This window comes from Arthrobacter monumenti (assembly GCF_054511255.1).
In genome coordinates, this window is sequence record NZ_JBTNCY010000006.1 from 53802 (window position 1) to 66377 (window position 12576).

Below are 12576 nucleotides of genomic sequence, written 5' to 3' on the forward strand. Positions count from 1 at the left end.
TGGCCAACGCTTACTGCGCTGGATTGGTACTTGCCCGACCCGTTGGAACGTGGGTCGTACAAACATGTCCGCCACTGGCCAATGTGGACAAACGCCGCACATCGACTCCAATCAGACGGGCAAAAACTTGGGTTTCCGTTTCACAAAAAATGGGGAATTCGGCGGCCAGATCCTGTACCGGGCAATGGCCCTGGCACAGCTGCACACTGCCTAGACCTTCGCGTGTTCCGCTTCCCTTCGGTGCCGGGACTGCGGTCGACGACGCCGAGTATCGGTCCTGCGACAGCGCTTCGGCAAGTGCCCGCGTACGGGCTTCAATCCCGCTGCCGGCCGCATCGACGATTGGCCGGTAGCGCTCTTCCATTTCAGCGTAACGCCGCCGGGCGAAATCCTCGACGGCGGCTGGTCCGGCTATCCGGGTCAACTGCGTCAAGGCGTCGCGGGCAATATCGAGATAGTCATTGCCGAGATGCTGCTGTCCGCGTTTGGTCAGAACATAACGGCGCGAAGGCCTGCCGGCTCCGGTAGCCTTGCTGACGAGCTTGACCTCGATAAGGCCGTCCCGTGACAAAGCATCCAGGTGCCTGCGGACTGCGGCAGGAGTGAATCCGAGGATCTCACCCAGTACGGCCGCACTCACCGGGCCGTGTTCGAGCACCGCACCGAGGACCTTGTCCCGGGTGCGTTCTTCGGTTTCTTCGGCCCCACTGGGTCCGGATGAAGAATGGCTCACGGAATACACAACACAATCATGACGTAATTTAGTCCCCCGTTCCAGTAAGGTGAGCCTTCACACAAGCCCGCAGAACGGCGCAGGCGCGGAGATACTACGTCACGTAGAATGGTCAGGTGCTCCGCTCCGACTCCCCTTGCCTGCAGATCGATGGGCTGATTAAGGACTTCGGCCCGGTGTCCGCACTTGAAGGAAAAATGGTGCGCGTCCTTGATGGAGTCAACCTCAAAGCGTTCCGCGGCCAGGTCACCGCCTTGCTCGGTGCCAACGGTGCCGGCAAAACCACCACCATAGAGTGTGCCCAAGGCCTGCTCAAGCGCGACGGCGGCACTATCCGGCTGCTGGACGGAGACCCTGGCCGTCCCACGCCTTCGCTGCGCGCCCGGGTCGGCGTGATGCTCCAGGATGGCGGCCTGCCGCCGTCGGCCCGTCCCATCCCCTTGCTGCGCCATGTGGCCGGGATGTACCGGAACCCGCGCAGTGTTGACGGCCTGGTCGAGCGGCTGGCTATCGACTCATTCGCCGGCACCTCTATCCGCCGGCTTTCCGGTGGGCAGAAGCAGCGGCTGGCGATGGCGGCGTCGTTGGTGGGCAATCCCGAGGTCCTTTTCCTGGATGAGCCCAGCGCCGGTCTCGACCCGCAATCAAGAGTCATTGTCTTCGACCTGGTCCGCGAACTCCGGGATGAAGGACTGGGAATCGTCCTCACCACACATTTGCTCGACGACGCGCAACGGCTGGCCGACTACGTCTACATTATCGACGCCGGCCGGACAGTCACCGAGGGCACCGTACCGGAACTGATTAACTCAAAGCGCTCGGCAGGAACCGGCCGGGTCCTGACTTTCGAAGCGACACCCGGTCTAGACCTGGAAAGCATGGTTCCCGGCGGACTGTCCGCCATTGAGACCCGGCCGGGCAGCTATACCGTCACCGGCCCGGTATCGGCAGCGGATCTGGCTGCGCTTGCCACCGCCTGGGACGCCGCGGGGGTAATGCCGACCGCGCTGCAGCTATCGCCCCGAAGCCTGGAAGACGTCTTTCTCGAGGTCTCTGGAAAGGAACGGCGATGAGCGCACCGGCTTCCCTCGCGAAACGCGTCGCCCTGCAGAGCGGCTACGAAACCATGTCGATGCTCCGGAACGGCGAACAACTGATCCTGGCCATCGTCCTGCCGCTGCTGGCCCTGATTGGCCTGGTTGTCACTCCACTGCTGGATTCATTGGTGCTGGAGGGCGCCGGAGACAGCCGGATAAACATTGCCGCCCCGGGGGTTCTGGCGCTGTGTGCCATGTCCACGGCATTCACCGGCCAGGGGATCGCCACCGGATTCGACCGGCGGTACGGGGTGCTCCGGTTCCTCTCCACCACTCCCCTGGGCCGCACCGGGCTCATCGCCGGCAAGGCGGCGGCCGTGATAGCGGTGCTTGCCCTGCAGGTGCTGGTGATCGGAACAGTGGCCGCGTTTTTGGGCTGGCGTCCGGAGCCGGCTGGAATCCCGGCCGCGCTGTTGATGCTGGTACTCGGCGCCGCCGCCTTCACCTCTTTGGGACTGCTCGTGGCCGGTACTGTCCGTCCCGAAGCGACCCTGGCCATCACCAACCTGCTCTGGATCCTGCTGGCTGCCGGCGGAGGCATCGTCATTCCGGCGGCCGCGCTGCCCGGCGAGTTGGCCGCCGTCGTCCAGCTGCTTCCCTCCGGCGCCCTGGGCGACGCTCTGCGCGATGCCCTCCTGGCCGGGGAGTTCAATTTCTTCGCTTTCCTGGTGCTGGCCGGCTGGACGGCTGTGGCCGGCTTCGCCGCCTCCCGATGGTTCAAATGGAGCTGACCAATGACACCTGATCCGACAGTTCAAACCCGGCCGCAGGGGCTGCGCCGCTGGACCTCCAAGCTCCCCGGCTCGGTGACGCCAGCGGTGCGCGGCCTGGCGATCGCTTCGCTGGTGTCGCAAATCATGATCGTGGTGACCGGCGGCGCCGTCCGGCTGACTGCCTCCGGCCTGGGTTGTCCGACCTGGCCGCGCTGCACTGCCGAATCGCTGGTCAATACACCGGAAATGGGCATCCACGGTGTGATCGAGTTCGGTAACCGGATGCTGACCTTCGTCCTCACCATCATCGCCTTCGCCATGCTCGCCGCGGTCTGGAACATGCGCCGTGACCGCCGGGATCTGTTCTTCCTGGCCGTTGCCCTGCTGGCCGGCATTCCGGCGCAGGCGCTGATCGGCGGCATTACCGTACTGACCCAGTTGAATCCGTGGGTCGTCGGCTGGCATTTCATCGTGTCAATGGCGCTAGTCGCACTGGCCACGCTCCTGGTCAACCGGGCGCGGCCGTTTCCCGACGGCGGCAACCGGAATGCCTACAGCCAGGCTGCCGACAAACCGGCAGCCAACGCCCCCGCCAGGTACAGGGTCAGCACCCCGGCGTCGAAAACGGTCCGGCAACTGCTCGCCGCCATCGGCATCCTCACGGGACTGGCGGTTGTGCTCGGCGTCATCGTTACCGGGTCCGGTCCGCACGCCGGCGACGCCAATGCGCCGCGCAATGGCCTGAATTCCGACCTGATGACGCGGGTGCACGTCCTTCCGGTGTATTTGCTGGTTGCGGCAACCGTCGTGGCGTTGGTGCTCGTCTACCGGCGTCACCATAGCCGCAGCCTGCGCCGCGCCATGGTGATCCTCGCCGTCGTCGTACTGCTCCAGGGACTGGTAGGTTACATCCAGCACTTCACCGGGCTGCCCGTGGCTTTGGTGGCGCTGCACATGCTCGGCGCCTCCTTGCTCGTTGCGGCGGCGGCTAACGCCATCGACCAGGGTTACGACCGCGGCATTCCGCGACCCGAAACGTCGGAACAGGTCAGTCCAGCAAGTCGATAAGCCGGGCGAGTTCGCGCTGCTGGCTTCCGGGAACCGGCAGCAGCGGCAGGCGCGGGTCGCCGGCGTCCCACCCGCAGGCACGCGCCAGCGAGTGCAGGCTACTCAGTTTGCGTTGCGCCGCCAAGGCGTGGATCACCGGCGTCAGGACTTCCCGGCAGGAGGAGAACTCCGCGGCATCGTCCGCGATCAGGGCACGACGGAGCCGCACATAATGTTCGGGAAGCAGGGCCGCCGGTCCCGAATGCCAGGCATCGGCCGCGACGGCGTTATCCACGATCGAGGTATCGCCGCTCATCCCGAGCGAAAACTCCCGCGGCGTGACTTCCCGCAGGGCGGCCAGCCGCTCGTCGTAGGCTTCGCGGCTGGTGCCCGGATCTTTCAACGCCACAATATTGGCGACCGTGGCCAGCTCCGCCACCAGCTCCACCGGAAAGTCGAATTGGGTGGTGGAGGGGTTGTTGTACAGGCAGATCGGCAGATCAGTCCGTTCCGCCAGAGTGCGCGACTGGGTGGCAACTTCCTCGATCGTCAGAGGCACATAAGACACCGCCGAAACGACGAGGCCGGCAACCCCTGCGTCCTCGGCGTCAGCCGCTGACGCCAGGATTTCGCGGGTGGAGACGGCGCTGACGCCCGCATAGACGGGCAGCTTGGGGTTCACAGCCGCGGCTTCCTCAACAGCTGCCCCAACGACGGCGGACCGTTCCGCACGATCCAAATAAGCGAAACTGCCGGAACTGCCCAGCACGGCAATGGCATCAACACTGGACGCTGCCAGGGACGAGATCATCCGCCGCAGCTCATTGAGGTTCACCTCCCCGCTGGCGGTAAAGGGGGTGACGGGATAGGCAATGACACCGGTGAAGTCCATCCGCCCATGCTAGCGCCGCCCCTGCCGTTCCCGGGGCCCGGACCGGTCCGGCGTGGTGCGGATGGTTCCGGGTCCAATCCGGCACGTTGACGGCTGATGCCGGGGCGGGTACTGATAGAGGGGTTTGTGATTCTAATTCCTGCTGAAGGAGAGTTCGATGAAGGTTGTTGTCACCGGTGGAAACGGCAAGCTCGGCAGGAGCGTGGTGGAGCGGCTGCGCAATGAAGGACATTCCGTGGTTAATCTCGACCGTGCCGGGGACCGCGGACCAGGCTTCGCGCGGGTCGAATTCACTGACTACGGACAGGTCGCCGACGCCATGATGGGGATCAACGATCTGCACGACGGATTCGACGCCGTCGTGCATTTGGCCGCTATTCCGGCACCGGCGATACTTCCCGACGCCGCCACGTTCCAAAACAATATGTTGTCGACCTACCACGTCTTCCAGGCAGCCCGGCGGGCCGGAATTAAGAGAATCGTCTACGCCTCCAGTGAAACGGTGCTGGGTCTTCCATTCGACACCGATCCGCCCTACATTCCCGTGGATGAGGAATACCCCGCCCGCCCCGAGAGCACCTACTCGTTGGTGAAGCATCTCGAAGAACAGATGGCGATCCAGTTCACGCGCTGGGATCCAGCCTTGAGCATCACCGCCCTGCGGTTTTCCAATGTGATGAATCCGGAAGATTATGCCGAGTTTCCCTCATTCGACAGCGATCCCATGCTGCGCAAGTGGAATCTGTGGGGTTACATCGACGGCCGGGACGGGGCGCAGGCCGTCCTGCGTTCGCTGGAAAACGCCCAGCCGGGTTTCGACAGATTCATTATTGCGGCCGCTGACACCGTGATGAGCCGGTCAAGTGCCGGTCTCGCAGCCGAGGTTTTCGGTGACGTCGACATCGTCAAGGACGTCGGCGAGCACGAGACGTTGCTATCGATCGATAAGGCCAGGCGCATTCTCGGTTACGCCCCCGAGCACAGCTGGCGGAACCACGTGTCCTGACGGTTCGGCCCTTCTGCCTGGCGGAAGAGTCACCTATCCGTCTGCAGGACCTTGACCAGGGAAAGGAACCTCTGGTTGTGCGGCAGATCGTCGATCAGGACAACCTTGCTGTCCGGGCCGGCAAGCGGAATGCGCCAGTTCGGGTACTCGTCACTCGTTCCCGGCTGGTTCTGCGTACGCCGCTCCCCGACCGCATCAACTAAGGCCACTCCAATCAGAACGGACGGCGTCTGGGCGATCAAGGCATACAAAGCCTCCACCGTTCGTTGCACCTCGTCGCCGGCTTTGACGCCGTCGGTGCCGGTGTCGCCGTCGGTGGAGTCGGTGCCGGTGTTGGTGCCGGTGGAGTCGGTGCCGGTGTTGGTGCCGGTGCCGACGCCGGTGCCGACGGTTGGCAACTGCGTGCTTTTGGGCAGCAGCCCCCGTTCCCGGGCGAGGGCGAGGACGGCTTCTTGAGTGGCGGCGTCGTCAGCGCGTTCTTCCGCTGCCGGCCGGTTCAGGAGGCCAAGGGAATCACGGAGATCGACATGCTCGCCCGCCAGGTACCCCGCCGTCGGGGGCAGGTCGTGAGTGTTGACGCTGGTCAGGCAGGCCTTCCGGTACTCTTCGGGCGACAGCGGGCCTTCCCCGGTTTGTTCGAACCACAGGATCGAGGTACCTAGAATGCCTCGTTCGGCGAGGTAGTCCTGCACCCACGGTTCAAAGGTGCCCAGATCCTCACCGACGACGACGGCGCCCGCCCGCTGAGCTTCCAGCGCGAGAATCCCAATCAACGCCTCGTGATCGTAGTGAACGTAAGCGCCCTCCCCTGGGGCGGCGCCCTCCGGAATCCACCAGAGCCGGAAAAGGCCGAGAATGTGGTCAATCCGGATGCCACCCGCATGGCGGAGGATGGTGCGCAGCATGTCGCGGTAGGCGGCGTACCCGGAGGCAGCGAGGCGGGCAGGATGCCACGGTGGCTGAGCCCAATCCTGCCCCTGTTGGTTGAACATGTCCGGCGGCGCCCCCACACTGACGCCGGGGGCAAGGACATCCTGCAGCACCCAGGCGTCTGCTCCGCGGCTTTGGACGCCGACTGCGAGGTCGTGCATCACACCGATGCCCATTCCGGCCTTCTTCGCTGCACTCTGCACGGTTTCAAGTTGCTGATCACAGATCCATTGCAGCCATTTGTGAAAGTCGATTCTGCCGGCCAGCCGGACACGCTGCTCCTGCGCGTAGGCGCCGTCAGGACGCGCCGCGCTGTCGGCACGCGTCGCACCCGCCCCGGCTTCCTCCGTCATGGCGCACCACAGGGCGAAATCCTCCAGGCCCTGCCCTTGGCCGGCGCAAAAGGCGTCGAACTGTTGCTGCCTGGCCGCAGCACGTTCCACTTGGTAGATGAATTCCAACGCCTCGAGCTTCGCGGCATAGGTTGAATCCCGGTCCAACATGTCCGCGGCTTGATTCGCTTCGCGGAGCCGTTCGGCCAGATCCTCGATCCGCTTCCGCGGCCCGCCCCTCAAATATCCGTGCTCCGGTATGTCCTCCACCCGGATATACAGCGGATTGAAGAACCGCCGGCTTGTCGGCAAATACGGTGAAGGCTCAACCGGCGGCGCTGGTTCGGCGGCGTGCAACGGATTGACCAGAACGAAACCGGCGCCGGGTCCAGCCCCGGAAATGGCGGCAAGGTCGGCCAGATCCGCCAGATCTCCAATCCCCCAGGAGCGTTTTGAGCGTACCGAATACAGTTGCGCCATCAGTCCCCAGCCGCGCTCCCCGGCCAATCGCGCCGTCGTTGTCAGCTGCTGTGGTGCAATAACCAGGGTGCACTGTGCCTGCTCTGATCCGGATTCGGCATGCAGGGTGTGCCAGCCGAGGGGCAGACCGGCCGGCAATGATGCCATCCGGCGCTCAATGCCAACTCCGTCTACTGTCCGCCGTTCTGCCGGGACATCCGCCCAGGAAATGTCGTACCGGGTGCCGTCCTCGCCGATAATCCACAGCTGGGCCGTATTATCCGTGGGTTTGTGCACCGCGACCTGATGTGGCTGTCCCTGCTGGGCGACGACGACCGGCGGCAGCAACTGCCGCCATGGCGCCAGTTCACTTTCATTCAGTGCCGTCTGAACGTCTTCATCCGTTTCAGCCGTAACCCCCAGCGCGGCCAATACTTTGCGCAGGGTCTGTGCGTCGACGTTCTGCCCGGTTCCGTCCCAGCCCTTGAATGTTGTGCTTATACCGTTAGCTTCAGCCAACTGCCGCAGCAGGCGGCCGTTTCCGTCGTCGGTCAGATCCTGCCCGGTCGCATCGCCCATGTCTCTTAACCTATGCGGCAGGAGGACGTTCACCAAGGGAATCTACAAGACCGTGCACCGGCGTACATCGCAAAGACCGTGGACCGGCGTGCTGTCAGAAGAGCGGGGATCCGATGAAGGGATCGACGGCGAGGGCCAGGAACACCAGCGTCAGGTAGCTGATCGAGCCATGGAAAACCTTCATGGCACCCTTGCCGGTGGTGGTGCCGCGCTGGGCGTGAAAATGCAGGCGGTGTGATTCGTACAGGAACCAGAACCCGCTGAGCACCGCAACGATTGTGTAGGTCCATCCCGCCCCGCCGACGGGGACGAGCAGCAGGGAGCACACCACCATGGCCCAGGCATAGAGCACTATTTGCACCGAGACGACCTTGGCGCCGGCGATCGCCCCAAGCATTGGCACGTGCGCCTTGTTGTAGTCGTCGCTGTAGCGCATGGACAGCGGCCAGTAATGCGGTGGAGTCCAGAGGAAAATGATCATGAACAGGATGAACGCCGGCCACGCCAACTCGTTGGTCGCAGCGGCCCATCCAATCAGCACCGGCATGCAGCCGGCAGCTCCGCCCCAGACGATGTTCTGCGAGGTCCGACGCTTCAGGATCATCGAATATACGACGACGTAGAGGAAGATCGCGGCGACGCCGAGCCAGGCAGCGAGCAGGTTGGCGCCAAACCAGAGGATGGCGATTGCCGCCGCGCCCAGCACAGAGGCGAAAATGAATGCTTCACGCGGACTAACGGCACCGGTCACCAGCGGCCGCTTCTCGGTGCGGTGCATCAGCTTGTCGATATCGCGGTCGATGTAACAATTAAACGCGCCCGCACTGCCCGCGGCGAAGGCCCCGCCAACCAGTGTGGCCAAAACCAGCATCAGGTCCGGGAACCCGCGCTGGGCAAAAATCATGGTCGGCAATGTCGTGACCAGCAGCAGCTCGATGACCCGGGGTTTCGTTAATGCCAGGTACGCCTTGGCCTTGCGGCTCCACCTTGACTTACCGCCCTCAGAAGCGGCAATTACGGGCGCATCCTGGGTTCGCACGGGGTAATCACTCTGTTCTGTCTGATCAATGTCCGAGTGTAAAGGCAGCCATGACGGCACTCGGTTTCCTTACCATCATACCTACTGGAGCAGTTGGCCAGTCGACTCCCCTCCCGCTCCGGAACCAATCTTACTACGTCGTGTAGAAACGCTTTTCCGCAGCTGGCGAACAATCCTTATGACGACACGAACGGGCAGGCTGCAGGTGAATGCGACTAAGGTTGAAAGCGAGCTAAGAGCAACGCAACTTATCAAGGTTTCAACCGCGGACGGCCAGTGGACGAGTCCACATTCCGGAGCACCGGTCAGGGCCGCTTCGCCGAGGCGACAGTAGAGAGAGGGGCTCGGTAAACGTGCCACATATGGAAGAAGAACTTCAGTGGTCTGATCTGGACCAGCGCGCAGTGGATACCGTTCGTGTCCTGGCGGCAGATGCCGTGGAGAAGGTTGGAAACGGCCATCCCGGAACCGCAATGAGCCTGGCTCCGGCCGCTTACATGATCTTCCAGAAAATGATGCGGCACGACCCGTCGGATCCGGAATGGACCGGAAGGGACCGCTTCGTCCTCTCCCCGGGACACACCTCCCTCACCCTCTACATTCAGTTGTACCTCTCCGGCTATGGACTGGAGATTGAGGACCTGCAGGAACTGCGGACCTGGGGTTCGAAAACTCCCGGCCACCCGGAATACCGCCACACGGCCGGGGTGGAAGTCACCACGGGCCCCCTTGGGCAGGGACTGGCCACGTCGGTCGGTTTTGCCTACGCCCAGCGCCGCATGCGCGGGATGATGGACCCGGAGGCGCCCACAGGCGAGAGCCCGTTCGACCACACCATCTGGGTTGTCGCTTCCGACGGCGACCTCCAGGAAGGCGTCACCTCCGAGGCTTCTTCGCTGGCCGGCCATCAGGAGCTGGGCAACATGGTGGTCCTGTACGACCAGAACCACATCTCTATCGAAGACGACACCGATGTCTCCTTCTCCGAAGATGTCCTCAAGCGCTACGAGGCCTACGGCTGGCATGTCCAGCGTGTGGACTGGACCAAGACCGGCGAATACGTCGAAGACGTCGCGGAGCTCTATGGCGCGTTGAAGGCTGCGAAGCAGGAGACGTCCAAGCCTTCGATCATCGCGCTCCGGACCATCATCGGCTGGCCGGCCCCCAATAAGCAGAACACCGGCAAGGTACACGGCTCCGCCCTCGGCGCCGATGAAGTCGCCGCAGTGAAGAAGGAGCTGGGCTTCGACCCGGAGCAGCAGTTCCAGGTTGACTCCGAAGTTCTCGAGCACGCCCGCCAGGTGGTGCAGCGCGGCAAGGAAGAACGCGCGGAGTGGGAGAAGAGCTTCTCAGGATGGAAGGATGCGCATCCGGAGGAGAACCAGCTGCTGCAGCGTATTTCCGCCCGCGAACTCCCTGAAGGTTGGACGGACAAGCTTCCCTCCTTCCCTGCCGGCGAGGATGTTTCCACCCGTAAAGCTTCGGGCAAGGTGCTCGGTTCGATCGGGCCGGTACTGCCGGAGCTCTGGGGTGGATCGGCCGACCTGGCGGAATCGAACAATACGACGATCGAAGGATCGCCGTCGTTCATCCCCGAGTCGAGGCAGACCGAGATGTGGTCCGGCGGTCCGTACGGGCGGGTCCTGCACTTCGGCATCCGCGAGCACGCCGCCGCGGCGATCGTCAACGGCATCGTGATGCATTCAAGCACCCGCGCATTCTCCGGGACGTTCCTGATCTTCAGCGACTACCAGCGTCCCGCTATCCGCCTGGGTGCGCTGATGGGCGTTCCCGCGATCTACGTCTGGACCCACGATTCCATCGGATTGGGCGAGGATGGCCCGACGCACCAGCCGGTCGAACAGTTGGCGTCGCTGCGCGCCATCCCCGGACTCGACGTCGTTCGTCCAGGTGATGCCAATGAAGTTGCTGTCGCCTGGCGCACCATTCTGGAGAACACCAAGAACCCGGCGGGAATTGTGCTCACCCGGCAGAACATTCCCACTTACGAGCGCGGCACCGGTGCGGCGTCGGGAAGCACTTTCGGTTCAGCCGACGGCGTCGCCAAGGGCGGTTATGTCCTGGCCGAGGCCGACGGCGGTGACGCCCAGGTGATCCTGATCGGCACCGGATCCGAGGTCCAGCTGGCCGTCCAGGCCCGCGAAGCACTGCAGGCCGACGGCGTTCCCACCCGGGTGGTTTCAATGCCCTGCCTCGAGTGGTTCGACCAGCAGGACGAGCAGTACCGCGAGAGCGTCCTGCCCTCCGGCGTCCGGGCACGGGTCTCCGTTGAAGCGGGCGTGGCCCAAGGCTGGCGTGATCTGATCGGCGATTCCGGCCGCTCGGTTTCGCTGGAACACTTTGGTGCCTCAGCCGACTACAAGACCTTGTTCCGCGAGTTCGGGATCACGGCTGACGCCGTCGCCGCCGCCGCCCGCGAGTCACTCGAAGCAGCAGAATCCGGCCCCGGCCCCCTGAACCGCTCCACCGCAGCGCCTTCGGGAGCACAATCTTCAACCACCGGCGACCTGCAGTAGCACGCCGAACCCTCTTCATTAAGGAGAAACAGTCATGACACAGACAACCAGCTCCCAATCAAAGCCGACCAGTCAGCTCGCCGACGCAGGCGTGTCCATCTGGCTCGACGACCTGTCCCGGGAACTCCTCACCTCCGGCAACCTCCAGAAGCTGATGGACGAGCGGAACGTCGTCGGCATTACCACCAACCCCAGCATTTTTGCTTCGGCCCTCTCTGACGGCGAATCCTATGCGGAACAGGTCTCCGGACTTGCCGCATCAGGCGCCGACGTCGAAACCGCGGTTTTCGAAATCACTACCCGCGATGTAACCGAGGCATGCGACCTGTTTGCCCCGATTGCCGAACGCACCAACGGTGTGGATGGCCGGGTCTCCATCGAGGTCGACCCGCGTCTGGCAGATGATGCAGCCAAGACGGCCGACGTGGCGCAGCAGCTGTCCCGCAAGGTTAACCGCGACAATGTGCACATCAAGATTCCGGCCACCCAGGCAGGTCTCGAGCCCATCGCGGCGACTTTGGCGGAAGGCATCAGCGTCAACGTCACGCTGATCTTCTCGCTGGAGCGGTACCGGGAAGTCATCAACGCCTTCATGCTCGGAATGGAGCGGGCCAAGGAAGCCGGCAAGGACCTTTCCAAGATCCATTCCGTCGCTTCCTTCTTTGTCTCCCGTGTCGATTCCGAAGTGGATAAGCGCCTCGACGCCATCGGAACCGACGAGGCGAAGGCGCTGAAGGGCAAGGCCGGAATCGCGAATGCGCGGCTGGCCTACCAGGTTTACGAACAGCAGTTCAACACCGAACGCTGGAAGACGCTGGCCGACGCCGGCGCACGCCCGCAGCGTCCGTTGTGGGCATCAACCGGTGTGAAGGACCCTGCCTACCCGGACACAATGTACGTGACCGATCTGGTTGCGCCGAACGTCGTCAATACGATGCCGGAGAAGACCCTGGAAGCCGCAGCGGACCATGCCGAGGTCACCGGCGACACCGTCACCGGCACGTACGACGAAGCGAACGCCGTATTGAATGACTTGGAAAAGCTGGGCATTTCATACAACGACGTCGTCGGGCTGCTGGAAACCGAAGGCGTCGATAAGTTCGTCAAGAGCTGGAGCCAACTGCTGGACACCGTCCAGTCGGCGCTCGATAAGGCCGGGAGTTCCGGCCAGCAGTAGCGTCAGGCAGTGTTCGAATAACAAGCAGGAGGATT

10 protein-coding genes are annotated in these 12576 nt (G+C 63.5%); 6 read left to right on the forward strand and 4 right to left on the reverse strand.

Annotated elements, in window-relative coordinates:
* Positions 1 to 10: 10 nt before the first annotated feature.
* Entirely contained in the window at positions 11 to 742 is a 732-nt protein-coding gene (locus ACX80B_RS10180; protein WP_459295699.1) for a helix-turn-helix transcriptional regulator, read from the reverse strand.
* 107 nt (positions 743 to 849) lie between these two features.
* Between ACX80B_RS10180 and ACX80B_RS10185 the strand changes: the two genes are divergently transcribed.
* The 3 genes from ACX80B_RS10185 to ACX80B_RS10195 are packed head-to-tail and all read left to right on the forward strand — an operon-like array spanning position 850 to position 3611.
* On the forward strand, positions 850 to 1806 hold the full coding sequence (locus ACX80B_RS10185; RefSeq protein WP_459295701.1) for an ABC transporter ATP-binding protein: 957 nt from the start codon (positions 850 to 852) through the stop codon (positions 1804 to 1806).
* The gene (locus tag ACX80B_RS10190; RefSeq protein WP_459295703.1) at positions 1803 to 2561 is read left to right on the forward strand and encodes an ABC transporter permease; all 759 of its coding nucleotides are present in this window, start codon (positions 1803 to 1805) and stop codon (positions 2559 to 2561) included. Before ACX80B_RS10185 ends, ACX80B_RS10190 begins: the two co-directional genes overlap by 4 nt.
* Before the next feature lie 3 nt (positions 2562 to 2564).
* A complete protein-coding gene (locus tag ACX80B_RS10195) occupies positions 2565 to 3611 on the forward strand; it encodes a COX15/CtaA family protein (protein ID WP_459295705.1) in 1047 nt (348 codons plus the stop codon).
* Here ACX80B_RS10195 and ACX80B_RS10200 read toward each other — a convergent pair.
* A complete protein-coding gene (locus ACX80B_RS10200) occupies positions 3592 to 4482 on the reverse strand; it encodes a dihydrodipicolinate synthase family protein (protein ID WP_459295707.1) in 891 nt (296 codons plus the stop codon). The two genes, ACX80B_RS10195 and ACX80B_RS10200, sit on opposite strands and share 20 nt — an antisense overlap.
* 157 nt (positions 4483 to 4639) lie before the next feature.
* On the opposite strand from ACX80B_RS10200, the gene ACX80B_RS10205 reads away from it, so the two are divergent.
* On the forward strand, positions 4640 to 5488 hold the full coding sequence (locus ACX80B_RS10205; protein WP_459295710.1) for an NAD-dependent epimerase/dehydratase family protein: 849 nt from the start codon (positions 4640 to 4642) through the stop codon (positions 5486 to 5488).
* Positions 5489 to 5517: 29 nt separating this feature from the next.
* Here ACX80B_RS10205 and malQ read toward each other — a convergent pair whose 3' ends face one another.
* Together malQ and ACX80B_RS10215 are read right to left on the reverse strand one after the other, a co-directional pair.
* Positions 5518 to 7788, reverse strand: a complete 2271-nt coding sequence (gene malQ / locus ACX80B_RS10210; protein WP_459295712.1) for a 4-alpha-glucanotransferase — start codon at positions 7786 to 7788, stop codon at positions 5518 to 5520.
* Between the two features lie 94 nt (positions 7789 to 7882).
* Positions 7883 to 8827, reverse strand: a complete 945-nt coding sequence (locus tag ACX80B_RS10215) for a heme o synthase (RefSeq protein WP_459295714.1) — start codon at positions 8825 to 8827, stop codon at positions 7883 to 7885.
* Positions 8828 to 9189: 362 nt separating this feature from the next.
* On the opposite strand from ACX80B_RS10215, the gene tkt reads away from it, so the two are divergent.
* A complete protein-coding gene (gene tkt, locus ACX80B_RS10220) occupies positions 9190 to 11364 on the forward strand; it encodes a transketolase (RefSeq protein ID WP_459295716.1) in 2175 nt (724 codons plus the stop codon).
* 34 nt (positions 11365 to 11398) lie between these two features.
* A complete protein-coding gene (gene tal / locus ACX80B_RS10225) occupies positions 11399 to 12541 on the forward strand; it encodes a transaldolase (protein WP_459295718.1) in 1143 nt (380 codons plus the stop codon).
* Positions 12542 to 12576 lie beyond the last annotated feature (35 nt).